This is a genomic window from Allobosea sp., from assembly GCF_035944895.1.
In the GTDB taxonomy this organism is placed as follows: Bacteria; Pseudomonadota; Alphaproteobacteria; order Rhizobiales; family Beijerinckiaceae; genus Allobosea.
Genome location: NZ_DASZAT010000004.1, coordinates 94,138 through 117,853, shown reverse-complemented (window position 1 = coordinate 117,853; position 23,716 = coordinate 94,138). Strand labels below are relative to the sequence as shown.

19 protein-coding genes are annotated in these 23,716 nt (G+C 67.1%); 4 read left to right on the top strand and 15 right to left on the bottom strand.

What is annotated here, in order from left to right:
• The first annotated feature begins 337 nt into the window (after positions 1-337).
• Complete coding sequence (locus VGV58_RS02085; protein WP_326872380.1) at positions 338-1,036, top strand: GntR family transcriptional regulator; 699 nt, start codon at positions 338-340, stop codon at positions 1,034-1,036.
• 439 nt (positions 1,037-1,475) lie between these two features.
• Positions 1,476-3,437, top strand: coding sequence for a transketolase (tkt, locus tag VGV58_RS02080; protein WP_326872379.1), 1,962 nt, complete (start codon positions 1,476-1,478; stop codon positions 3,435-3,437).
• 92 nt (positions 3,438-3,529) lie between these two features.
• Here the strand turns inward: tkt and VGV58_RS02075 are convergent, their stop codons facing one another.
• The 8 genes from VGV58_RS02075 to VGV58_RS02040 form a co-directional block, all read right to left on the bottom strand.
• On the bottom strand, positions 3,530-4,126 hold the full coding sequence (locus tag VGV58_RS02075; protein WP_414643844.1) for a GNAT family N-acetyltransferase: 597 nt from the start codon (positions 4,124-4,126) through the stop codon (positions 3,530-3,532).
• A 111-nt stretch (positions 4,127-4,237) separates the two neighbouring features.
• Entirely contained in the window at positions 4,238-5,497 is a 1,260-nt protein-coding gene (locus VGV58_RS02070) for a TRAP transporter large permease (protein ID WP_326872304.1), read from the bottom strand.
• Complete coding sequence (locus VGV58_RS02065; RefSeq protein WP_326872303.1) at positions 5,494-6,051, bottom strand: TRAP transporter small permease; 558 nt, start codon at positions 6,049-6,051, stop codon at positions 5,494-5,496. The genes VGV58_RS02070 and VGV58_RS02065 overlap by 4 nt, the downstream gene beginning before the upstream one ends.
• A gap of 4 nt (positions 6,052-6,055) precedes the next feature.
• Positions 6,056-7,072, bottom strand: coding sequence for a TRAP transporter substrate-binding protein (locus VGV58_RS02060; RefSeq protein ID WP_326872302.1), 1,017 nt, complete (start codon positions 7,070-7,072; stop codon positions 6,056-6,058).
• A gap of 50 nt (positions 7,073-7,122) precedes the next feature.
• The gene (locus tag VGV58_RS02055) at positions 7,123-8,007 is read right to left on the bottom strand and encodes an NAD(P)-dependent oxidoreductase (protein ID WP_326872301.1); all 885 of its coding nucleotides are present in this window, start codon (positions 8,005-8,007) and stop codon (positions 7,123-7,125) included.
• A gap of 49 nt (positions 8,008-8,056) precedes the next feature.
• Positions 8,057-9,082, bottom strand: coding sequence for a transketolase family protein (locus VGV58_RS02050; protein WP_326872300.1), 1,026 nt, complete (start codon positions 9,080-9,082; stop codon positions 8,057-8,059).
• Complete coding sequence (locus VGV58_RS02045) at positions 9,079-9,921, bottom strand: transketolase (protein WP_326872299.1); 843 nt, start codon at positions 9,919-9,921, stop codon at positions 9,079-9,081. Before VGV58_RS02045 ends, VGV58_RS02050 begins: the two co-directional genes overlap by 4 nt.
• A 17-nt stretch (positions 9,922-9,938) precedes the next feature.
• Positions 9,939-10,691 (bottom strand): SDR family NAD(P)-dependent oxidoreductase, encoded by a 753-nt coding sequence (locus tag VGV58_RS02040; RefSeq protein ID WP_326872298.1) that lies wholly within the window; start codon positions 10,689-10,691, stop codon positions 9,939-9,941.
• Positions 10,692-10,828: 137 nt separating this feature from the next.
• On the opposite strand from VGV58_RS02040, the gene VGV58_RS02035 reads away from it, so the two are divergent.
• Positions 10,829-11,716 (top strand): LysR substrate-binding domain-containing protein, encoded by an 888-nt coding sequence (locus VGV58_RS02035; RefSeq protein ID WP_326872297.1) that lies wholly within the window; start codon positions 10,829-10,831, stop codon positions 11,714-11,716.
• An 858-nt stretch (positions 11,717-12,574) separates the two neighbouring features.
• Positions 12,575-17,545: an autotransporter-associated beta strand repeat-containing protein gene (locus tag VGV58_RS02030; RefSeq protein ID WP_326872296.1), complete on the top strand. Its 4,971-nt coding sequence runs from the start codon at positions 12,575-12,577 to the stop codon at positions 17,543-17,545.
• A 172-nt stretch (positions 17,546-17,717) separates the two neighbouring features.
• Here VGV58_RS02030 and VGV58_RS02025 read toward each other — a convergent pair whose 3' ends face one another.
• Genes VGV58_RS02025 through VGV58_RS01995 form a run of 7 tightly spaced genes read right to left on the bottom strand, consistent with a single transcriptional unit; the run spans position 17,718 to position 23,544 of the window.
• Positions 17,718-18,077: a RidA family protein gene (locus VGV58_RS02025; protein ID WP_326872295.1), complete on the bottom strand. Its 360-nt coding sequence runs from the start codon at positions 18,075-18,077 to the stop codon at positions 17,718-17,720.
• Positions 18,074-19,468 carry an FAD-dependent oxidoreductase gene (locus tag VGV58_RS02020; RefSeq protein ID WP_326872294.1) on the bottom strand — a complete coding sequence of 465 codons (1,395 nt, stop codon included), beginning with the start codon at positions 19,466-19,468 and terminating at the stop codon, positions 18,074-18,076. The genes VGV58_RS02025 and VGV58_RS02020 overlap by 4 nt, the downstream gene beginning before the upstream one ends.
• Entirely contained in the window at positions 19,458-19,769 is a 312-nt protein-coding gene (locus VGV58_RS02015; RefSeq protein WP_326872293.1) for a (2Fe-2S)-binding protein, read from the bottom strand. The genes VGV58_RS02020 and VGV58_RS02015 overlap by 11 nt, the downstream gene beginning before the upstream one ends.
• Positions 19,762-20,871: an NAD(P)/FAD-dependent oxidoreductase gene (locus VGV58_RS02010; RefSeq protein ID WP_326872292.1), complete on the bottom strand. Its 1,110-nt coding sequence runs from the start codon at positions 20,869-20,871 to the stop codon at positions 19,762-19,764. Before VGV58_RS02010 ends, VGV58_RS02015 begins: the two co-directional genes overlap by 8 nt.
• Entirely contained in the window at positions 20,868-21,662 is a 795-nt protein-coding gene (locus VGV58_RS02005; protein WP_326872291.1) for an ABC transporter permease, read from the bottom strand. Before VGV58_RS02005 ends, VGV58_RS02010 begins: the two co-directional genes overlap by 4 nt.
• A complete protein-coding gene (locus tag VGV58_RS02000; protein WP_326872290.1) occupies positions 21,659-22,507 on the bottom strand; it encodes an ABC transporter permease in 849 nt (282 codons plus the stop codon). Before VGV58_RS02000 ends, VGV58_RS02005 begins: the two co-directional genes overlap by 4 nt.
• On the bottom strand, positions 22,504-23,544 hold the full coding sequence (locus VGV58_RS01995) for an ABC transporter ATP-binding protein (RefSeq protein ID WP_326872289.1): 1,041 nt from the start codon (positions 23,542-23,544) through the stop codon (positions 22,504-22,506). Before VGV58_RS01995 ends, VGV58_RS02000 begins: the two co-directional genes overlap by 4 nt.
• Positions 23,545-23,716: the final 172 nt, after the last annotated feature.

Below are 23,716 nucleotides of genomic sequence, written 5' to 3'. Positions count from 1 at the left end.
GTTGCCGAGACCTTCCTTGTCTTTCCAGCCAACTATCTGCGCTGCTCATCGCGCCGTCTTGGCGCACGCGTCGATTGGCGTCGAACATATCTATCAGCGCTGCTGCAAAGCTCTCTGAAAACGGGGAGCAAACTCGCTCAATGCTGAACTGCTGGGTCTCCCCACCTGCCACCGCCATGCGGGCTTCTGCATGTCACGGCCTGCGCTCCCCTTGTTCGAGAACGAGGTTATGGAGCCGAATTTTGCCTGTCAATATGCTGCATACAGGATATTGTCGTTGTGCATTCAGCCATTGCATAGCAGTCATGAAGTCGGGCCTGAGCCGGAGTGGCACATGATGGAACCTGCAAGCGCGCGCGCCTCTCTCGGCGCAGCCTCGTCCGAGACGGCGCCGAACCCGATCATTCGGCATAACCTTCACGATCTGATCGTGAGCCGACTCCGCGACATGATCACCGAAGGCCATCTCCGTCCGGGCACCCGTGTTCACGAGGGCAACCTCGGGCAGGAGCTCGGCGTGTCGCGGACGCCGTTGCGCGAGGCCATCAAGTCCCTGGCGAGCGAGGGCCTGCTCGATCTCTCGCCGGGGCGTGGCGCGGTCGTCCGGGTCTTTCACGCAAAGGACGTCAAGGATTGCCTCGACGTCTTGGCGAATATCGAGAATTACGCGGGGCGTCTGGTGTGCCTCAATGCGTCGGACGATGATATTCGCCAGATTCGAAAGATGCACGACGAGATGTTGCGGCTATACGCTGCTCGCGATCGCCTGGCCTATTTCAAGACGAACCAATCCATTCACTCGTTGATCATACGCGCATCGCGCAACGCGGCATTGATCGATGTCCATGCGGTTCTGCAAAGCAGGTTGCGGCGCATCCGCTATATCGGCAACGAAGGCCCCGAGAAGTGGGCGGCTGCGGTCGACGATCACGAGCAGATGATGGTCGCGCTGGAAAGCCGCAACGGCGAGCATATGGCAGCCATATTGGAGAAACATATCCACGACACGTGGCGACGCGTTAAGGATTCTATCTGAGCACTTTCGGCTCCACCCGATTTTATCGACTCATTCTTTACGGTTGCTGCCGCGCGAACCAGATCGCCGGAAAGCGGTCGTTGCGAGAGTCGGCGATGGGCCAATATCGGCAGTTGGGTCGTTGCCTGGAAGCGGACATTCGCAACCAGCGGCAGAGCTTTGCCTCCCCTCGCGGATGGCCGAGGAGCGGGCTGCATTCGCGTAAAACAAGATAGATGCGCAATGTAAGGAGGGCGAAGGCCAATTATTTCGGATCGCGCCCCAGCTTGCCCAGGGCCGAAAGCTGAATCAGCTTCATGTGTCGCTCTAAATTTCGCGTTTTAGCCAGCGCTGGGATTTCGGCACAATCTGCTCTCCGGAACCGGATCGCGTGAGGCAGAGCTTGAACATTCCACAATGGGGAGCGCCCGCTGGCTCGCGCCCGACCGCTCTCGCCGAGATGGCCCATGCGATCCGGTTTCTCTCGGTCGATGCAATTCTCGCCGCGGGCGAAGGCCATCAGGGCGTGCCGCTCGGCATGGCGGAGATCGCCACCACCCTCTACGCCCGGCATTTGAAGTTCGATCCGGCCAATCCGACCTGGCCCGACCGTGACCGCGTCGTGCTGTCGAACGGTCATGGCTCGATGCTGCTCTATTCCCTGCTGCACCTCTCCGGCTACCACCATGTCTCGCTCGACGCGGTGAAGCGCTTTCGTGAACTCGGCTCACCTTGCGCCGGGCATCCGGAATACGAGCCGGCGGCCGGCATCGAGACCACCACCGGCCCGCTCGGCCAGGGCATCGCCAATGCGCTGGGCATGGCGATCGCGGAAGCGTCGCTCAATGCCCGCTTCGGCGACGCGCTGGTCGACCACCGAACCTTCGCCTTCGTCGGCGATGGCTGCCTGCAGGAGGGCGTCGGGCAGGAGGTCATCCAGCTCGCCGGACATCTGCGGCTCGGCAAGCTCACCGTCTTCTGGGACGACAACGCCATCACCGATGACGGCGCGACCGAGCTTTCGATCTCCGAAGACGTCGCCGAGCGCTTCCGCGTCGCCGGCTGGCACGTCCAGGAGATCGATGGCCACGACATCGCTGCGATCGATGCGGCGATAGACACCGCCAAGATCGATCCACGCCCCTCGCTGATCGCCTGCAAGACGGTGATTGCGCGCGGCATTCCGCGCCTCGAGGGGCAGCGCGGCGGCCATTCCGGCAAGCTCTTTCCTGAGGATCGTGCTGCGATGGCCGAGCGCTTCGGTTGGGAGGGGAGATCTTTTGAGATTCCCGAGCCAATCGCGGCCGCCTGGCGCGCGACTGCATCGCGCGGAGCGCAGGACCACGCAAGCTGGGCCGCACGGCTTGCGGAGACGAGCAACGCCGTCCGCGACGAATTCGAGCGCGTGCATGAGCGCGCCCTGACAATCGGCTGGCGCGAGGCCATTCATGCCTTCAAGGCGCGCGCTGCGCAGGATGGCAAGGCCGAGTTCTCGATCGCGGTTTCCGGCGAGATCGCGGCCGCGCTCTACGAGGTGCTGCCGGAGATGATGACGGCCTGTGCCGATCTGGAGGCGCCGACCAACCACAAGCGCCAGCTCGCCGCCTTCAATGCCGGTGACCGGGCCGGCCGCTATCTCCATTGCGGCGTACGCGAGCATGCGATGGGCGCGCTCGCCAACGGCATGGTGGCGCATGGCGGCGTGATCCCGCTCGCGGTGACCTACCTGCCCTTCTCGGACTATGAACGACCGGCGATGCGCATGGCGGCGCTGATGGGCCTGCCGACGCTGTTCGTCTTCAGCCACGACTCGATCGGCATCGGAAAGAACGGGCCGACACACCAGCCGGTCGAGATCATCGCCTCGCTGCGGGCGATGCCGAATATGCTGGTGCTGCGCCCCTGCGACGCGGTCGAGGCCGCCGAGGCCTGGGAAATCGCGCTCGACCATCGCGCCGGCCCGGTCTCTCTCGTCTTCGCTCGCCAGAGCCTGCCGCAATTGCGGCGCGACGGAGGTCCCGAAAACCGCTCGGCTCGCGGCGCCTATGTACTCGCTGAAGCCGAAGGCGGCGCGCGCAAGGTGACACTGCTCTCCACCGGCTCGGAGGTGCAGATCGCGCTGGCGGCCCGCGAGTTGCTGCAACGGGACGGCATTCCGACCGCCGTCGTCTCGATGCCGTGCTGGAGCCTGTTCGAAGCGCAGGACCGCGCCTATCGGCGGGAGGTTCTGGGCGAGGGCTGCGTTCGCGTCGCCGTCGAGGCCGCCGTCAAGTTCGGCTGGGAGCGCTGGATCGGCGAGGATGGAGGCTTCGTCGGCATGGCCGGTTTCGGCGCCTCCGGCCCGGCCGAGGAACTCTACCGGCATTTCGGCATCACCGCAGAGGCGGTCGCTGAAGAGGCGCGCTTGCGTCTACGAAACTAAAAAAGGGGCGACGCCGATCGCCCTGCCCTTCCGCAAGCTGCCGTGCCGAAGCGAACGACGCGACGGGATCGAGCTCCCGGGGTCCGTTCCGATCAGCCCGCGGCAGGCTGCGGCTGGCGCAGCATCGGCGTCAGGACCGGTGATGACCCGATCTGGATGGTACCGAGAATGTCGAAGCCGTGCCGCCGGTAGAGCGGAATGTTCAGCGGATTCGACGATTCCAGATAGGCCGCGACGCCATCACGATCGCAGCGGGCGAGCGCGTGTTTCATAAGTGCGCTTCCGATGCCGTGGCCCTGCCGCATCGGGTCGGTGCCGATCAGCGGCAGATACCAGTGCGGTTCCTGCGGGTGATAGCGCGCCATCGCATCGAATATCCCTTCGACGTCCGACAGGATCGCCGGATCGGCGTTCTCCCGGATGAGACGATCGAGCGTCTCGATATCGGGCTCCACACCGGGCGGTAGCCACATCGCCGCGCCACCGCCATCCTCGCTCACATAGGCGCTGTCGCTGTCATAGGCTGCAGCGCCGAAGGCGCGGATCAGCTCGGGCATCACGGCGAGATAGGCATGGGGCTCTCTCAGCGACCAGCGCGCCATCGGGTCGCTCGCGAAGGCGAGCGTGATCAGCGCGGAGACGGTGCGTTCCTCGTCGCGAGAGGCGGAACGGACAGCAATGGGCGCCATGGCATGGTCCCGATGTATGCAATCGGCCCATCGCATATGGGCTCGCCGACATGCTTGTGCCATGTCGGCGAGCCCGAAAGAGTCAGGACGCGGCGGCCCGGGCCAACCGGCTCAGTAGATCGTCAGCGCCGGCACATAGCTCACCAGCAGCAGCACGATCATCGCCACCCCGAAGAAGGGCCAGAGCTCGCGCGTGGTCTCGCCGAGCGAGGTCCGGGCGATCGAGGTCGAGATGAACAAGGTCGTGCCGATCGGCGGCGTGTAGAGGCCGATGCCGAGATTCAGCACCATGATGATGCCGAGCTGGACCGGATCGAGCCCGATCGAGGCCGCCAGCGGCACGAAGATCGGCCCCAGCAGCAGGATCGCCGGCGGCAGGTCGATCGGCATGCCGACGAGCAGCAGCAGGATGTTCATCGCCAGGATGACGAAATGGGGGTTCGAGATCGTCGCCGAGACCCATTCGGCGAAGCGCTGCGGCACCTGGTCGAAGGTCAGGATCCAGCCGACGATGGCCGAGCCCATGATGACGAGCATCACCACGCCGGTCGCGACGCCGGCTTCGACCATGCTGATGCGGAAGCGGCGCCAGCTCATGTCGCGGTAGAGCACGACGCTGAGAACCAGCGCGTAGAGCACGGCGAGAACCGCGATCTCGGTCGGCGTCGCGATGCCGAAGCGCAGGCCGAGCAGGATGAAGACCGGCATCAAGAGCGCCGGCATGCTGCGCCAGGCCAGCCGGGCCAGCTCCGCCTTGGAGACCGGCGCCTCGGGCGAGACATAGCCGCGGCGCCGCGCGATCCAGCTGCACAGCACGATGAAGCCGCCGGCCATCAAGAGGCCGGGCAGGATGCCGGCGGTGAAGAGATCGGCGATCGAGACGTTCGAGACCAGGGAGTAGAGGATCAGCGGGATCGAGGGCGGGATCAGGATGTCGATGATCGCCGAGGTCGCGTTGTTGGCGGCGCAGAGCGGGGCCGGATAGCCCTGCCGCTTCTGCCAGGGGATCAGCACCGAGCCGAGCGCGCTGGCATTGGCGACGGCGCTGCCTGAGACCCCACCGAACACCACCGAGGCGACCACCGTTGTCGAGAGCGGCCCGCCGCGCCAGCGCTGCATCGCCTTGGAAGCGAAGGCGAGAAGCTCGCTGCCGAGCTTGCCGCCAAGCATGAGCGAGCCCGCCAGCATGAAGAACGGCAGCGCCAGCATCGGGAAGGACTGGGTCTGCTGGTACATCTGCTGGGCGATGATCGTCAGCGGGATCTGGCCCTGCACCAGCAGGGCCGCGCCCGCCGCCACGATCAGCGCATGGCCGACCGGGATGGCGAGCAACATCAGGATTGTGAAGGAGAGGATGAGGGTGAGGCTCATGCGACCTGCTCCTCCGGCGCCGGGACGGGCATCGCCTCCGGGCCCATCAGGGCGACGCGCACCGCTTGCGTCGTTGTGACAACGATGATCAGCGCGAGCCCGATCGCGAGGGTGTAGTAGCCATAGCTCGCCGGGATCCCCATCACCGGCGAGCGGTCGATCCAGAGCATCTCGGCGAGAAGCAGGATGTCCCTGCTCAGCAGGATGTAGCTGCCGATCACGATCGCATGCCCGACCAGCAGCATGATCCGCGCGCCCTGGCGGCCGAGCATGGCGAGCACGGTCTCGACCGCCATGTGCCCGCCCTTCTGCACGCCGAGCACGACGCCCGCCATGATGAAGACCGGGAAGAGCCGCTCCGGCAGCTCTTGCGCGAAGCGGAAGCCGCCGGACTCGAGCGCATAGCGCGCGCCGACATTGGCGGCGAGCATGGCGAGCAGCGCCGAGCCGACCGCGATCACGACGATCTCGCAGAACCTGGCGGCGAGACGATCGATACCGTCCGCCAGGGCGATGACGCCGGCGCGCCACCCCGTCTCGGGCTGCCTGTCCATGACGTCAGCCCCGTGCCGCCTTGGCGAGGCGGTCGACGAAATCGCCGAAGGGCTTGGTCTTCCAGGCGTCGTAGACCTTGGCGGAGGCCTCGCGGAAGGCAGCCTGATCCGCCTCGTTGACCTGCAACTTCGCATTCGCCTTGAACTCGTTGGCGAACTTGGTCTCGGCGTCGAGGAAGAGCTTGCGCTGCAATTCGCCCGCCTCCTTCGCCGTCGCCTTGACCACCTCGCGATCGGCCGGCGACAGGCGCATCCAGGTGATCTGCGACATCAGGAAGGGCGAGCACTCCCATTTATGGGCCGAAAGCGAGATGTACTTGTTCACCTCGAAGAGCTTGGACGAGGCGATGTTGACGAGCGGGTTCTCCTGGCCGTCGACGACACCCTGCTGGAGCGCGACATAGAGCTCGCCGAAGGAGATCTGCTCGGTGCCGGCGCCGAGCGCCTGGAAGATGTCGATCGTCATCGGATCGGGCGGCGTGCGAATCTTGAGGCCCTTGAGGTCGGCAGGCTTCACGACCGGGCGCTTGCTGTTGGTGATGTGGCGGATGCCGTTGTCCCACCAGCCGAGCGGCACCATGCCGATCTTGGCGAAGCGCTGGTCGAGTTCGGCGCCGATCGGGCCTCCCAGCACCTTGAAGGCGTCGGCCGAGGTCGCGAACAGGAAGGGCAGGCCGAGCGCCGCCAGCTCCGGCAGCAGCGCCGAGGTCGAGCCCTGGCTGTTGACGGTCATGTCGACGGCGCCGGTGCGCAGGCTGGTCAGGAGCGACTGCTCGTTGCCGAGCTGCTCGGCGCCGGCGACGCGCACGGCGAGCCGGCCATTGGTGCGCTCCTTGAGCAGCTCGCCGAACTTGTCGGCCGCGATCCAGCGCGGATTGCCGGCCGCGGCATTGTGGCCGAGCGTCATGGTGGCCTGCGCCTGCGCACCGCGCGGCAGGCTCAACACGGCAGGCATCGCCAGACCCGCGGTGAGCAGGTTCCGGCGGCTGAGACCTCCGGTCGGCAGATCGATCTTCGTCATGTCATCCTCCCATTATCGCCGTTTCGACGGCTCTTGCTGCTTGTTCCGGATCAGGTCGCGTCACGCCCCTGCATTGCGCGGTAGGCGGCGATCACCTGGCTGTCGTCGCGGGCGCCAAGGCCGCGCCCCGAGACCGACAGGAAGAGCTGATGGGCGAGCGCCGCCATCGGCAGCGCCGCCTTGGCATCGCGCCCCGCTTCGAGGACGATGCCGAGATCCTTGACGAAGATGTCGACCGCGCTGGTCACGCGCGGTTCGCGCTCCAGCATGCGGGCGCCGCGATCCCTGAGCATCCAGCTCGATGCCGCCGAGCCCGAGACGATGTCGAGCATGGCGTGCGTATCGACACCGAGCTTTTCGGCCAGCGACAGCGCCTCCGCCGCGATGGCGAGATGGGCACCGCAGAGCAACTGGTTGACCGCCTTGGCCGTCGCCCCCTGCCCCGGCTCCTCGCCCATGAAGACGACCTTGGAGCCCATGGCGTCGAGCACCGGCTTCACGGCATCGAAGACGGGCCGGCGCGCTGCGGCCATGATGGTCAGGCTGCCCGCCTCAGCCCCGACCACGCCGCCGGAGACCGGCGCATCGACCAACGCATGCCCGGCCGCCTCGACGCGGGCGGCCAGCGCCGCGACGGCCGCCGGCGGGCAGGTCGCCATCAGGATGACGGTGCCGCCCGGGGCGAGCTGGGTCAGCGCACCCTGGCCGAACAGGATATCCTCGGCCTGCGTTGCGTTGACGACCATGAGCACGACTGCATCCCGGCCGGAGAACGCATCGGCGAGTGAACCGGCGGCTTCGCCGCCAGCCGCCTGCAGCACCGTGCGGGCCTCGGCACGCAGGTCGAAACCGGTCACGGCGAAGCCGGCCTTGCCGAGATTGATCGCCATGGGCAGGCCCATCGAGCCGAGCCCCACGAAGCCGATCGTCTTCATCACCCCTCCCCTTCGAACTCCTCCTGGCGGGAGCTGCAGCGTGTTCCGGCTATTTCAGCCAGCCCTTGACCCGGTTGCAGAGAGCGTCGGTCGAGATACCGTAGCGGTCGTGCAGCGTCGGCAGCGCCCCGGCCGCGAGGAACTCGTCGGGCAGGCCGACCATGCGGAAGGCGGGGTGCACGCCCTCGCGCATCAACAGGCCGGCGACGGCCTCGCCGAGCCCGCCATTGACCGTGTGGTTCTCGGCCACGACGACGAGCCGGCCCGGCTTGGCGCAGGCTTCGAGAATCGCCACGGTATCGAGCGGCTTGATCGTCGGCACATGCAGCACGCCGACATCGATGCGGTCCTGCTCCAGCGCCTTGGCTGCTTCCAGCGCCCGCATCGTCATGATGCCGGAGGAGATGAACAGGACCTCGTAGCCGTCGCGCAGCAGCTTGGCCTTGCCGAGCTCGAATTCGTAACCGTATTCGTCGAGCACAAGCGGCACCTGGCCGCGCAGCAGGCGCATGTAGACAGGGCCCTTGTGCCGCGCCATCGCGGGCACGACCTGCTCGATCTCATGCGCGTCGCAGGGGTCGATCACCACCATGTTCGGCATGGCGCGGAACAGCGCCAGATCCTCGGTCGCCTGGTGCGAGGGCCCATAGCCCGAGGTCAGGCCCGGCAGCGCGCAAGCGATCTTCACATTGCGGTCTTCCTCCGCGATCGTCTGATGGATGAAGTCATAGGCACGGCGCGAGGCGAAGACGGCATAGGTCGTCGCAAACGGCGTGAAGCCTTCCGACGCAAGGCCCGAAGCGGCGCCGAACAGAAGCTGCTCGGCCATGCCCATCTGGTAATGCCGGTCGGGAAAGGCCTGCGCGAAGAGGTGCAGGTCGGTGTATTTGCCGAGATCGGCGGTCATGCCGACGATCGAGGCGTCCTGCTTCGCCAGCTCGACCAGCGCATGGCCGAAGGGCGCAGGCTTGGTGCGCTGCCCCTCGCCGGCGATCGAGGCGATCATCGCCGAGGTGGTCAGGCGCGGCTTGCCGGGCTCGCTCTTGGCGGAGCCATTTTTGGCGGCCGGCTTCATGACGGCTTCCTCTCGTCCAGCGCCGCGAGCGCGAGCTGCCATTCATGGGCTTCCACCCGGATGAAGTGGTTCTTCTCGCGCGCTTCGAGGAAGGGCACGCCCTTGCCCATCAGCGTGTCGGCGATGATCATGCTGGGCCGGCCCGTCTGAGCCTTGGCGGCATCGAAGGCGGCGCGGACGGCGGAAAGATCATTGCCGTCGACGCGCTGGGTGAACCAGCCGAAGGCCTGGAGCTTCTCTGCCAGCGGCTCGAAACCCATGACCTTGGTCGAAGGCCCGTCGGCCTGCTGGTTGTTGACGTCGACGACGGCGATCAGGTTGTCGAGGCCGTAATGGGCGGCGGACATGATCGCCTCCCAGACCGAACCCTCATCCAGCTCGCCATCCGAGAACAGGGTGTAGACGTAGGACGCGGAGCCCTTGCGCTTGAGGCCGAGGCATTTGCCGACCGCGATCGACAGGCCGAGGCCGAGCGAACCGCCGGACATCTCCATGCCGGGCGTGTAGCTCGCCATGCCCGACATCGGCAGGCGGCTTTCATCCGAGCCATAGGTTTCGAGCTCGTCCTCGGGGATGATCCCGGCCTCGATCAGCGCCGCATAGAGCGCGATCGCATAATGGCCGTTCGAGAGCAGGAAGCGGTCGCGCCCCTCCCAATCGGGATCGTCCGGCCGGTAGCGCATGGCGTGGAAATAGGCGACGGCAAGGACATCGGCGATGTCGAGCGCCTGCGCGATATAGCCCTGTCCCTGCACTTCGCCCATCAGGATGGCGTGACGGCGGATGTTCCAGGCGCGGCGCTCGAGCGAGACGTTGTGGCCGAGGGGAGCGGTGCTCATGGGGCGATGCTCTTGGCTCAGCCGTGGATCAGCATGCCGCCATTGACGTCGATGACGGCGCCGGTGACGTAGGCCGAGAGATCGGAAGCGAGGAAGAGGTAGATGCCGGCGACATCGCTGGCGTCGCCGAGCCGGCCGAGCGGGATGCCCTTGATGATGTCCTTGCGCATCTCGTCGGTGAGCTTGCCGCCGGTGATGTCGGTCTGGATCAGGCCGGGGGTGACGCAGTTGACGCGAATGCCGTCCGGGCCGAACTCGCGCGCCATCGCCTTGGCGAGGCCGAGCACGCCCGCCTTGGCCGAGGAATAATGCGGTCCGCCGAAGATGCCGCCGCCGCGCTGGGCCGAGACGGAGGACATGCAGGCGATCGCGCCCTGCTTCCTCGCCTGCATATGCGGGATGAAGACCTGACTCAGGAACAGCACGCCCTTGCAGTTGATGTCCTGGACCCGGTCCCAGCTCGCCTCGTCGATCTCCAGCGTCTTCACCGGTTGGGTGACGCCGGCATTGTTGATGAGTATGTCGAGCTGGCCGAAAGCGGCGATGACCTGGTCGGCAGCCTTCTGGCAGGAGGCCTTGTCGGCGACGTCGCAGCGCAGGCCGATATGCTGCGGGCCGAGAGCCGCCGCTGCTTCCTTTGCCGCAGCTTCGTCGATGTCGAGGATGGCGATGCGGGCGCCGTGGGCGGCGAACAATTTGGCGGTGGCGAGGCCGATCCCGCGCGCGCTGGCCGCGCCCGAAATCGCGGCGGTCTTGTTCTGCAGGAGCATTCCATCCCTCGATCGGCAGGTTCTGTTGCCTGAGGGTGGCTCATGCTTCGACGCATGAAAAACGCAAAGATTGCGCTATGACATGAACTGCATTCACCTGTTGGCGATAGCGCTCAGGTGCCTCCGAGGGGATAGTCATGCGACGCTTGCCGCTTTCCGCGCTCCAGGCCTTCGAGGCGGCGGCCCGGACGGGCTCGTTTCGCGCCGCCGGCGAGGAACTCGGGATCTCACCGAGCGCGATCAGCCACGCGGTCCGCAAGCTGGAAATCCTGATGGGCGCCGCATTGTTCGAGCGGCAGAGCCGTGCCGTCCATCTCAATGTCGCGGGCGAAGCGTTGCTGCGCCATGTCGCGGCCGGGTTCGACGAGATGCGGCAGGGCATCGAAACGGTGGGCGCCCGCTCGGGCAACCTGCTGCGGCTGCATTGCGCGCCGTCGATGGCGGCGCAATGGCTGCTGCCGCGCCTGCGCGATCTCCTCGCCAAGCAGCCCGGCCTCGAAGTGCGGCTGGCGGCAGGCGTCGACTACCCGCAATTCGAGCACGACGAGTTCGACGCCGACATCTGCTATGGGCCGCCGCGGCAGGAGGGGCTGATCGTCATCCCGCTCGGCGAGGAGACCGTGACCCCGCTCTGCGCGCCGGAGCTTGCCGAACGGATCGGCTCACCCAAGGACCTGCTCGGCGCCAAGCTGATCGAAAGTGACAATAAGCGGGTACGCTGGACCAGCTGGTTCGGCGCCAACGACATCAGCCCGCCGGCGCCGCGCGGCTCGCGTTTCGATCGCTCGTTCATGGCGATCGCCGCAGCGGTTGACGGTCTAGGGATCGCGCTGGAATCGACACGGCTGGCCGAGCGCGAACTCGCCGATGGCCGATTGGTAGCGCCTCTCACGGGACGGGCGCAGGATGTCCGTTATGTCGGGCACTACCTGGTTTTTCCGCGCGTGGCGAAAGCACGCCGTTCGGTACGCATGTTCACCCAATGGTTGACGCAGGAACTGAACCTGCCGCTGCCGAAGATCTGATTCAGGTTTCCAGCGCACCACGACCGGCAGCCATGCCAGAGCAACCCCTGATGCTGGTCACCCGGGAGCAGACTTTAAGAAGGCTGATAGGCGCGTAGAGCTCGATTCCCGGAGGACGGCGGGCTGCTCCACGTGCTTTGCGCCATCTCCGGACATTCAGGGAAGCCCGGAAAGCGGACGTGGCCGGGTCGCGGGCAATCGATGCCGGCGAAGAGAAGCCCAGGCAGGCTGAGCAGGTCCGGCTGAGCCTCGTAGAGGGCAATGATCCCGTTCCTCGGGTCGCCGTCCATGGCCCCTCGGTCTCGCCGCGCCCGAAACCCAGGCAGGCGCGTCCGGCGACCATGCTCGAGCGGTGACCGGTGGGGTATGGGTTGAAGCGAATGCTCCATCTTCCAAATTGCACGGCGCTGGCTATACTCTTCCGGGTAGCAGGCGCGCGGCGACTCACTTGAGATCTCGCCGCCGCACTGGGCGGCTGCGATGGCTTGCCCGCGGAGGCATTGCGGCATGCGGTTGGACGGACGGGCCTTCTCTGACTTCGCCTCGATCTGGGCGAGGCCAACGAGGGGGTGTGCTGCCCCGTCGAACGTTCGCCCCGCTGCCGGCGCCTCCTCCCGCGCGGCTCGCCGCGCTCACCTGCTGAAGAGCTCGACGGCGCTTGCCGGCGCCGCCCTTGCCGCATTGGCGCTGCCGGCCGCCCCGGCAAGGGCCCAGACCTTCATTGGCGGGAGCGGAGATTCCTGGGGGGCGACCGGGTCCTGGGACACGGGCGTGGTCCCGAACAGCGCGGCGGCGCAGGTGCTCCTGCCCGACCCGCCTGTCAATACCAGTATTGATCTGAGCGGCGGGACGTTCACGGTGAACAGACTCACCTTCGCGACCAGCAGCGGACCTCGCTACGGCATTCACAATGGCACGCTGATCTTCGACGGTGCGAACGCGACCATCGAGGTGCAACCGAGCGGCGCTTACCATTCATTTAGCATGAATTTTGGACCGTCCAGCGTCGTCGCGATGACCGATCTGACGATCGACACGGCCGTGGGCGGCCGCCTGGCGTTCGAGGGGACCCCGATTTCAGGCCCCGGCGCCCTCATCAAGACCGGCGCCGGCGTGATGCTCCTGGGCGGCGCGAACAGCTATAGCGGCGGCACTGTCGTCGAGGCCGGCACCCTGACCCTGATCGAGGCGAATACGCTCGGCACCGGGTCGCTCACGGTCATTGGCGGCTTGCTGAACCTGGACGGCTTCGATCAGAGCGTCGCGGGGCTTAGCGGAGCCGGCGGCATCATCGATCTCGGCTCCGCGACGCTGACCGCGAGTTCCGCCGGCAACACGACTTACGCCGGCGTCATCACCGGCTCCGGGGCGCTCGTGAAGGGCGGCGCCGGCACGCTGACGCTGACTGGCGCCAATATCTACACCGGCGGCACGGTGATCAATGCGGGCATGCTGGCGCTGGGCGCCGGCGGGAGCCTCTCTCAGAGCTCCGCCCTCACCCTTAACGCCGCAGGCGCCATTTTCGATATCAGCGCCGCGGGTGCGAACCAGACGATCGGCGCCTTGACGGGCGTGGCCGGCAGCACCGTCTCGCTCGGCGCCAACACGCTGACCTTCGGCGATGCGACGAACCAGACCTTCGCCGGATCGATCGGCGGCACCGGCGGTGTCGTCAAGCGGGGCAGCGGCAGACAGACCCTGACGGGCAGCAACGTTTATACGGGCGGTACCACGATCAATGCCGGCACGCTCGCGCTGAGCGGTGCTGGCAGCCTCGCCGCGGGCGGCAGCGTCGGCCTCGCCAGCGCAGGCGCAGAGTTCGACATCGGCGCCGCCGCTGGGGGCCGAACCATTGGCGGGCTGTCCGGCGTGGCCGGCAGCAGCATCACGCTCGGCACCAATACGCTGACCTTCGGCAATGCCGCGAGCCAGACCTTCGCCGGATCGATCGGCGGCACCGGGGGTGTCGTCAAGCAGGGCACGGGCACTCAGACGCTCTCCGGCGCGAATACCTACACCGGTGGCACGACGATCAATGCCGGCACGCTGGCGTTGACCGGCTCGGGCAGCCTCGCCGCGAACGGCAGCCTCAACCTCGCCAGCGCAGGCACTGAGTTCGACATCAGTGGGGCATTCGGCGGCCGGACCATCGGCGCCTTGTCGGGTGTGGCCGGCAGCACCATCACGCTCGGCACCAGTACGCTGACCTTCGGCGATGCGACGAACCAGAGCTTCGCCGGATCGATCGGCGGCACCGGCGGTGTCGTCAAGCAGGGCGCGGGCACGCAGACGTTCACCGGCGCGAACACCTATACTGGCGGCACCACGATCAATGCCGGCACACTCGCGCTCGGCGCCGGCGGGAGCCTCGCCCTGGGCTCCGCCGTCTCGCTTGCCGGCGCAGGCACTGCGTTCGACATCAGCGCATCCGCCACCGATCAGACCATCGGCGGGCTATCCGGCGCGGCCGGAAGCGCCGTCACGCTGGGCGCCAGAACGCTGACCTTCGGCGATGCGGCGAACCAGAGCTTCGCCGGCTCGATCAGCGGCACCGGCGGCATCGTCAAGCAGGGCACCGGCAGGCAGACGCTGAGCGGACCCAGCTCCTACAGCGGCACCACGACGGTGGCGGCCGGTGAACTGCGCGTCGACGGCGTGCTGACTGGGCCGGGGACGGTGACGGTGAGCGCCGGCGCGACGCTGTCCGGCACCGGCAGCATTGCCGGGGCGGTGACGGTGGACGGCACCCTGTCGGCGGGCCACAGCCCCGGCACGCTGACGGTCGGATCGCTGACGCTCAACAGCGGCTCGACCTCGGTCTTCGAGTTGAACACGCCGGGTGTGGTCGGCGGCAGCGATCCCGTCACCGGCAACGACCTCGTCACGGTCACCGGCGACATCACGCTCGGCGGCGCGCTCGACGCGCGCGCTGCGGCGGCCGGCTACTATCGCCTGTTCGACTATGGCGGCACGCTCGCGGGCAGCTTCGACAGCCAGAGCGTGACCTCGACCCGAGGCGGCTTCACCATCGCCAGCGCGCAGGTCGATACGGCCGTGGCAGGACAGGTCAACCTCGTCGTGCTCGGGGCCGGCCAGACCATGCAGTTCTGGGACGGCGCGAACACCACGGCCAACGGCACCATCGACGGCGGCGCCGGCACCTGGTCCAGCTTCGGCAGCAACTGGACCGACAATGCCGGCAGCGCCAATGCCGGCTGGGGGGGCTCGGTCGGCATCTTCGCCGGCGCCGCGGGCGGTGCGGTGAGTGTTTCAGGCACGGTGAGCTTCGACACGCTGCAATTCTCGACCAACGGCTACGTGTTGAGCGGCGGCACGCTCTCGATCGCACCCGCGAGCGGAGGTGCCGGCGCCTTCAACGTCGACAACGGCATCGTCGCCAGCATCGCATCGACCATCGTCGATGGCAGCGGCACCGCCATCGTCAAGGTGGGCGGCGGCACCCTCATACTCTCGGGCAACAACAGCTACACCGGGGGGACGACAATTGCCGGCGGCTTGCTGCAGGTTTCAGCCGATGCGAATCTTGGTGCGACCTCCGGCGGCCTGAGCCTGGACGGCGGCACGCTGAGGACGACGGGGAACTTCACCTCGGCCCGCAATGTCGTGATCAATGCCGGCGGAGGCACCTTCCAGGCCGACGCCGACCTGTCCTGGTCGGGTGTCATCAGCGGCGGTGGCGCGCTGACGAAAGCCGGCAACGGCACGCTGGTGCTGACCGGAACGAATACCTATGCGGGTGGAACCACGGTCACCGCCGGCGTCCTGCAGATCGGCGATGGTGGCACCTCGGGCTCGATCACCGGCGATATCGTCAACAACCGCACGCTCGCCTTCAATCGCTCGGACGACATCGCCTTCGCCGGCGCGATCTCGGGCACGGGCGACGTGCAGAAGCGCGGTGCCGGGTCGCTCACCCTGACCGGCGCCAACAGCTATTCCGGCGGCACATTGATCTCGCAGGGTACGCTGATCGGCACGGCCAGCAGCTTCGGCACCGGCCAGATCATGAACAATGGCGCACTCGTCATCGACCAGACGACGGATGCAAGCTTCTCCAACATGATCAACGGCGGCGGCTCCTTCACGAAGCGCGGCGTCGGCAACCTCACCCTCACCGGAACGAGCGCACTGGGCGGCTCGACAACGGTCGAAGCCGGCAAGCTCTCGGTCAACGGCTCGCTCGCCTCCTCGGCGGTCACGGTGCTGAGCGGCGCGGTGCTCGGCGGCTCGGGTACAGTCGGCAGCATCGTCGCCAATGCCGGCGCGACCATCGCTCCGGGCAACTCGATCGGTACGCTGACCGTCTCGGGCAACGTCGCCTTCGCGAGCGGTTCGACCTATCAGGTCGAGGTCAACGCCGCCGGCCAGAGTGACAGGATCGACGCCTCCGGTTCGGCGACGATCTCGGGCGGGACCGTGCAGGTGCTGGCCGAGAACGGCAATTACGCGGCGAGCACGAACTACATCATCCTGACCGCGAGTGGCGGGATCAGCGGGCAGTTCAGCAGCGTCAGCTCGAATCTGGCCTTCCTGACGCCGTCGCTGGCTTACGACAGTCAGAACGTCACGCTGACGATGACCCGCAACGACACCTCCTTCGGCCCGGATAACGGTGGTGGCACGGGTGGTGGCGACACCAGCCCCGGTACAGGAGACAACTACGTCGCCGCCACCCGCAACCAGGGCTTCATCGCGATCGCGGCGGAGCGGCTGGGCGTCGGCAACCCGGTCTATGACGCGCTGATCTCGGCGACGGCGGCGGAAGCGCGCGCCGGCTTCGACCTGCTCTCGGGCGAGGCGCATGCCCAGGCGGCCAGCGTCATGATCGACGAGAGCCGGCTGGTGCGCGACACCATCCTTGGTCATCTGCGCGGCCCGCTGCTGACGCAGGCGCCCGGTCAGGTCGCGGCCTCGTTCAGCGCCGACCTTCCCGGTCGCAAGGGCGCGATCGCGATGCCCGCGCCGATCCCCCAGCCGCGCTACGCGCTCTGGGGCACGGCCTTCGGCAGCGCCGGCAACACCGACGCCGACGGCAATGCCGCGAGCCTCTCCCGCCGCAGCGGCGGCGCCCTGCTCGGCGCCGACTTCATGGTCTACGACGCACCCGACTCGTCGCTGAAGGTCGGCGTCGCCGGCGGCTACAGCCAGTCGCGCTTCGATCTCGATGCGCGTCTCTCCTCGGGCAAGCTCGAGAGCGGCCATGCCGCGCTCTATGCCGGGGCGCGCTTCGGCAATCTGCGCTTCGACGCCGGCGCGGCCTACACCTGGTCCGAGAGCGACATCCGCCGCCAGGTCCAGATCCGCGGCTTCGGCGATCTCCTGCGCCTGCAGCGCTCGGGTTCGGTGACGCAAGGGTTTGCCGAGCTCGGCTATGCCTTCGCTTTCAGCGGCGTCGCGCTCGAACCCTTCGCGCAATTGGCGCTGATCCGCGTCAGCACGGACGCCGGCACGGAACGCGGCGGGGCGGCGGCCCTGCGCGTGCTCTCCTCCGACCAGACGCTTGGCTTCACCACACTGGGCCTGCGGGCCGAGGCGCAGCTCGGGGCGATGCCACTGTTCGCCCGCGCCATGCTCGGCTGGCGCCACGGCTTCGGCGAGCTCACGCCGCAGGCCCGCACCGCCTTCGTTGCCGGCACCACCGCGGCCGCCGTCTTCGCCGCCCCGATCGATCGCGAGGCCCTCGTCGCCGAGGCCGGGCTCGACTGGCGGATATCGCAGGCCACGGCCCTCGGCCTGACCTACTCCGCCGCCATCGGCGAACGCTCCAGAGATCACGCCCTCAAGGGGCGCGTCGAGATGAGGTTCTGATCCGGCTTCTGCGAGCACATTGGAAGGCAGAGCCTCGCGACCGCGCCGCGCCATGAGCGGATGTTGGGATGCCGCCGGAAACCGGACATATCTAACGCATTGGGCGAGCCGCCTTCTTGCGTCGATCCGGGCTCGACATTCGGCCGCTTGACCGAGTTGGATCGGGAAGTGGTCAATCTCTCATCCTGGCGGCGGTGACCGTCACTTCGACAAGGAGATTCGGACTAGCCAGCCGGGCCTCGACCGTCGTCCGCGCAGGCGCGGAGGCGTGCGCCAGCCAAGCTTCCCACTCGAGGTTCATGGCTGCAAAGTCGCCGATGTCGCGAAGATAGACCGTCGCGGTCAGCAGATGCGACCTGTCGCTCCCGGCCTCCGCCAGGAGTTCGTCGATCCGCCGCAAGACCTCCTTCGTCTGGCTGGAGATATCGCTCAGGGTCGTGCCGTTCGCCGTCTGGCCCGACAGGAAGATCAGCCCGGCGTGGCGAACGATCTTGCTCATTCGCGGCCCGGTCTGGAAGCGGTCGATGGTCATCGGGGAGTCTCGCTTTCTTTGGCAGGAACACATCCGATCGCGGCAAGCGGCACCGGCTTGAGCGGCGATCGGATACGGTAGGCGCCCACGGCTGCGGGCGTCATGCTCAGTTCACGCGCCAGGATGCCTGTCACGCCGAGACCGCAGATCCGGCCCTGGCACGGCCCCATGCCGCAGCGGCTGAAGAATTTGGTCTGATTCGGCCCCAGACAGCCGAGATCGACCATGCGCGCGATCTCCTGCGCGCTCACCTCCTCGCAGCGGCAGACAATCGTCTCGCCCGACGGCGCCGTGATCCAGTCCGGCGGACGGTAGAGCGCGTCGAGGAAGGGACGGATGCGAAGCTGCCCGCGCAAGGCCCGGCGCGGCGCTTTCGTCAGCCGGTCGCGCTCCTCGAAGGATACCCGGCCCAGTGCGTACGCAGCACCGATCGCAGCGAGTTCCCCGCTCGTTGCCGCCGCCAGTACCCCGGCTATGCCGCCGCCGTCACCGGCGATGCGGAAGCCCGAAAGGCTCGTCTCGCCAAAGACATCCTGGTGCGGCCTCCAGGCCTGCTGCGCGTCGTCCCAGGCATGCTCAACGCGCAGGAGACGGGAGATCTGCGTATTGGGCACGACCCCGTGATGCAACAACACGATATCCGCCGCGATGCGCTTCCGTTCGCCAGCCACCGTGAAGCGCAGGGCCTCGGCCCGTTCATCGCCTTCGATCGCAATATCCGTCGCCTCGATGAACCATGGAACCCGCGCCCGGCGGATCCGCCTGATCATGGCCAGCCCCTTTGCCAGGAGCTTGGGCGCGAGAAGAGCTCCTGCCATCGCCGGGAGCGCCGCCCGCCGGTTTGCGGCAGGGGCGGTTTCGACGATTCCTGCAATGTCAGCGCCCGCAGCGAGCAACTGGCAGGCGACGAGCAGCAGAAGCGGGCCGCAACCGGCCAGCACGATCCTGCCTGACGGAATGGAGCCGCTCGATTTCAGCGCGATCTGGGCTGCGCCGGCATTGAGGACACCCGGCAAGGTCCAGCCCGGAAGTGGCGAGGCGCGCTCCATGGCACCCGTCGCGACGATCAGTTGCGGTGCGCGGAGCTGGAAATTGCGGCCGCCCGCAATCGCCGACACGGTCAGGTCGGGCGTGATGTCCCAGACGGTCGTCGCAAGATGGCGATCTATGCCGGCATGGAGGAACCGTGCGGCGAGTGGCCTACCGTGCAGATAATCGGAACCGAGAAGCCGGCCGACCTGTGGCGCGACATCACCGACATTGCGATAGATTTGCCCGCCGGGGCGCGACTGCTCGTCGAACACGGCTGTCTTCAAGCCGAGCTTCGCTGCGGCGAGCGCAGCCGCCATGCCGGCCGGACCGGCTCCGATGATGACGAGATCATGCGTCACGGACGGCCTCCACCCGGCGTGCACCGTTCGCAAGCCGTACGTTCATGCCGTCCACGACCTCGACCATGCAGGACTGGATATTCTGGCGGCCATCCACGTGGCACAGGCACTCGAAGCAGACGCCCATCAGGCAGAGAGGCGAGCGCGGCGCATGCGACAGCGGAGTGCGGCGCAGCGGCACGACATTCGCTTCCATCAAGGCCATCGCCAGCGAAATCCCCTTGCGGACCTGCAGCGAGCGGCCGTCGACCTGAATCGTGATGCGGTCCTTGGCGGCCAGGCCGGCCATCGGCTCAAACATGGAAGCGCTCGGCCTTGAAGTCCGCCAGAACCGCCGGCTCTGCGTCGCCCATGATCCATCGGGCGAGAGGATCGGCGTGCTGCGCGGCGAGCGTGACGCCCGAATGGCAGGTCACGACGAAGGCGCCCGGGCATTCGGCTGACGCCTGATAGATCGGATAGCCGTCCGGCGTCATCACGCGCAGCGCCCCCCAGGTCCGCACGATGTTGACGCCGGCGAGCACCGGGAACATCCGCACGGCGCGCTCTGCGATGCGCGACAGTTCGGCGATGGTGGTGCCGTCGTCGAAGCCGACATCCTCCTTGCTCTCGCCGATCTGGACGCCGCCATCGCCGGTCTGGCGCACGCTGCCCGTCGGCAAGTCGAGGAAGGGCGCGACGCGTTCGCTGATCAGCACCTGGCCGCGGATCGGCTTGACCGGGGCATTGAGCCCGACCATCGGCGCCAGCCCTGCGTTGCCGAGGCCGGCGGCGAGAACGAGCTTGGCTGCCACATGGGTCGTGCCCCCTGCGTGGATGCGGAACTTGGCGTCGCGGTATTCGATAGCGTCCACATGTCGCCCGGTCCGCAGTTCGCCGCCGAGCACCAGCAGCGCCGCCGTCAGGGCGCGCAGCAGCCTCAGCGGGCTGACATGGCCATCAAGTGGGCAGAAGCTGGCGCCGACGACATCCGGGCCGACATGGGGACACAGCTCCCGCACCGCATTGGCACGCAGGATGTCATAGGGATAGGTTTCGCCGGACGCCGCGACGTCGGCGGCGAGTTGCGCCATCATGACGGAGCGCCTGTCCAGCTCGCTCTCGTCGAGGCAGAGTGTCAGGCCGCCGGGCTGCGAGAGCTGCAGCCCGAGGCCGGCGATCTCTTCGAGCTCTCTGGCGAAGCCGGACCAGAGCTTCGCGGCTGCCATCGACCATAGCGCGTAGGTGGGCTTGCCGGCGCCTTTGCCCTGAACCCAGACGAGCCCGAAATTGCCCCGCGCGGCGCGAAAAGCGCCGTCGCCTTCGTCGAGCAGACGCACGCGCTCGCCGGCCTTGGCGAGGCCATAGGCGATCGACAGGCCGACCACGCCGCCGCCGACCACGATCGTGTCGAGAGCGCTCACGCCTTGCCTCCGAGCACGCGGTCGATGCCGAAGGCGCGGTCCATGACGACCATCAGGAGCAGCGTCAGGACGATCAGGACGCTGGAGATCGAAGCCAGTAGCGGATCGATCGTGTTGGCGATGTGGTTGTACATGCGCACCGGCAAGGTCGAGGTGCCGACGCCGGAAACGAACAGCGACATGGTGAGTTCGTCGAAGCTCGTGATGAAGGCGATGATCCAGCCGCCGGCGATACCTGGCAGCAATTGCGGGAGCTCGATCCGGCGGAACACCGTCAAGGGTGAGGCGCCGAGCGAGATCGCCGCCTGCGACAGCGTCTGATCGTAGCCGGTCGCGGCCGCGATCACGAGGCGCAGCACATAGGGCAGGACGATGACCGTATGGGCGGCGGCCAGGCTCCAGATCGTTCCGGTCGCACCGAGATGCGTGAAGAGGCGCAATAGCGCGATGCCGAGCACGATGGGCGGCACCATCATCGGCGACATCAGCAGTCCCAGCATGGCATCGCGGCCGGGGAAGCGATGCCAGGCGATCGCCATCGCGGCGGGAACGGCCAGGATCACCGAAGCGGTGGCGGCGAGCACGCCGAGGCCAAGGCTGAGCTTGAAGCTGTCGATGAAATCCTTGGCGTCGAGCAGAGCGCGATACCAGCGCAAGGACGCACCATCAAAGGGCAGCGCGACATAGCCCTTGTCGGTGAAGGAGACGAGGACGACGACCGCCAGCGGCGCCAGCATGAACAGCGCGAAGAGCCAATGGAAAATGATCAGGGCGAGCGGGGTCCGGCTCATTGGAACACCTGGCTGAATCGGCGCTCGAGATATTTGTTGGCGCCGAGTGAGACCGTGAGCACGATGACAAGCAGGATCAGCGACAGCGCTGCCCCGAGCGGCCAGTTCAGATTGCTGAGGAACTCGTCGTAGATCGTGGTCGGAACGACCTTCAGGCGCCGCCCGCCGATGATCGCGGGTGTCGCGAAGGCGCTGGCGGCGAGCGCGAACACGATCAGGCCGCCCGAGAGGACGCCCGGTAGAACTTGCGGCAGCACGATCCGGGTCATGATCGTCACCGGCCCCGCGCCAAGGGACTCGGCCGCCTGTTCCGTGGCCGGATCGAGCTTCTGCAACGAAGCCCAGACCGACAGCACCATGAACGGCACCAGCACGTGGACGAGCGCGATGGCCATGCCGGTGAAGCTGAACATCAGCCTGATAGGTGCCGAGACCAGCCCCGAGGCCAGCAGGATGGTGTTGATGATGCCGGTATTGCCGAACAGGATCGACCAGCCGAGCGTGCGCACCACCACAGAGATCAGCAGCGGACCCAGCACGATGACGAGCGACAACGCCCTCATACCGGGTGACAGCCGGCTCAGCACATAGGCCTCGGGCACGCCGATCAGCACGGCAACGGCCGTCACGAACAAGGCCAGCTTGAAGGTGCGCAGGAAGATCGTGAGGTAATAGTCGTCGGTTGCGACCTGGACGTAGTTCTCGACCGTGAAGCCGGGCCCGACGCCGCCGCTGCTGGAGAAAGGCTGGAAGCTCAGGGCAAAGGTCATCGCCAGCGGCAGCGCGACGAGCGCGAGCGCTGCGACGACGCCGGGACCGGCGAGCCAATAGGGCGCGCGGTTCATGACGCCGCCCCGCGCCCGACGACACGCACGTGCTCGGGCGACCAGGTCAGGCCGACCTCGTCGCCTTCCGCCGCTCCGGGCGGGCCGATATTGGGCTCGGTGAGTTGCAGAAGCCCGAGTGCCGTCTCGATCTGGTAGAGCCAGTGCTGCCCGAGGAATATGCGGACGGCCACACGCCCGCGGACGAGCGCAGAGCTGATGGAAAAGTTCAGCTTTTCCGGCCGGACGATGTAGTCGACATCGCCGCTCGCCGAAGCTTGTCCCATCGGCAGCCGCATGCTGCCGACCATGACGTCTTCCCCCGATACCGCTCCGGCAAAGACGTTCGCCTTGCCGAGAAAGGTCGAGGTGAACCGGCCATTGGGATGCTCGTACATCTCGAACGGCGCCGCGACCTGTTCGACAGTGCCCTTGTTCATCAGCACGACCCGGTCGGCGAGCGTCATCGCCTCGGCCTGGTCATGCGTGACCATGATCGTCGTGATGCCGACCTTGCGCTGGATGGCGCGCAGCTCGATCTGCATGCCCTCGCGCAATTGCGCGTCGAGCGCACCCATCGGCTCGTCGAGCAGCAGCACCGGCGGGCGGATGACGAGCGCGCGGGCGAGCGCCACGCGCTGCCGCTGACCGCCCGAGAGCTGGCGGGGATAGCGTTCGGCGAGATGGCCGAGCTGTACCAATTCGAGGGCCTCGCCAACCCGCGCGGCGCGCTCTTGCGCCGGGATCCCGCGCATCTCCAGCCCGAAGGCGACATTGGCTGCGACGGTCATGTGCGGGAAGAGGGCATAGCTCTGGAACATGATGCCGAGGCCGCGCTTGCTCGGGCGGACATCGGATATCTCGGCGCCGTCGAGCAGGATGCGCCCTTTGGTGGGTGTCACGAAGCCGGCGATCATCTGCAGGATGGTCGTCTTGCCGCAGCCCGACGGCCCCAGCAGGCAGATGAACTCCCCCTTGGCGACCGCCAGGTTGAAGTCCGCGACGGCGACGAGTTCGCCATAGGCCTTGCCCAGATTCTGCAGGTCCAGAAATGCCATGTCGTCCTCCCGGCCGCCCCGCGTCACGCTCGGCCTTTCGGCGGCATGGGCCTGGCATTGCTCCGGCCGGGGGCATGTGCGGCGATCTCGCAATGCTCGGCCGGGCTCACTTTGCGGCAGATGGCATGCTCACCAGCCGCGCAAGAAATCACTGATAAGAAACCGGTATGCA

Coding starts and splice junctions, on each gene's coding strand:
- VGV58_RS02085 (WP_326872380.1), top strand. CDS start 338: ATGGAACCTGCAAGCGCGCGCGCCTCTCTCGGCGCAGCCTCGTCCGAG.
- tkt (WP_326872379.1), top strand. CDS start 1,476: ATGGCCCATGCGATCCGGTTTCTCTCGGTCGATGCAATTCTCGCCGCG.
- VGV58_RS02075 (WP_414643844.1), bottom strand. CDS start 4,126: ATGGCGCCCATTGCTGTCCGTTCCGCCTCTCGCGACGAGGAACGCACC.
- VGV58_RS02070 (WP_326872304.1), bottom strand. CDS start 5,497: ATGAGCCTCACCCTCATCCTCTCCTTCACAATCCTGATGTTGCTCGCC.
- VGV58_RS02065 (WP_326872303.1), bottom strand. CDS start 6,051: ATGGACAGGCAGCCCGAGACGGGGTGGCGCGCCGGCGTCATCGCCCTG.
- VGV58_RS02060 (WP_326872302.1), bottom strand. CDS start 7,072: ATGACGAAGATCGATCTGCCGACCGGAGGTCTCAGCCGCCGGAACCTG.
- VGV58_RS02055 (WP_326872301.1), bottom strand. CDS start 8,007: ATGAAGACGATCGGCTTCGTGGGGCTCGGCTCGATGGGCCTGCCCATG.
- VGV58_RS02050 (WP_326872300.1), bottom strand. CDS start 9,082: ATGAAGCCGGCCGCCAAAAATGGCTCCGCCAAGAGCGAGCCCGGCAAG.
- VGV58_RS02045 (WP_326872299.1), bottom strand. CDS start 9,921: ATGAGCACCGCTCCCCTCGGCCACAACGTCTCGCTCGAGCGCCGCGCC.
- VGV58_RS02040 (WP_326872298.1), bottom strand. CDS start 10,691: ATGCTCCTGCAGAACAAGACCGCCGCGATTTCGGGCGCGGCCAGCGCG.
- VGV58_RS02035 (WP_326872297.1), top strand. CDS start 10,829: ATGCGACGCTTGCCGCTTTCCGCGCTCCAGGCCTTCGAGGCGGCGGCC.
- VGV58_RS02025 (WP_326872295.1), bottom strand. CDS start 18,077: ATGACCATCGACCGCTTCCAGACCGGGCCGCGAATGAGCAAGATCGTT.
- VGV58_RS02015 (WP_326872293.1), bottom strand. CDS start 19,769: ATGTTTGAGCCGATGGCCGGCCTGGCCGCCAAGGACCGCATCACGATT.
- VGV58_RS02005 (WP_326872291.1), bottom strand. CDS start 21,662: ATGAGCCGGACCCCGCTCGCCCTGATCATTTTCCATTGGCTCTTCGCG.
- VGV58_RS02000 (WP_326872290.1), bottom strand. CDS start 22,507: ATGAACCGCGCGCCCTATTGGCTCGCCGGTCCCGGCGTCGTCGCAGCG.
- VGV58_RS01995 (WP_326872289.1), bottom strand. CDS start 23,544: ATGGCATTTCTGGACCTGCAGAATCTGGGCAAGGCCTATGGCGAACTC.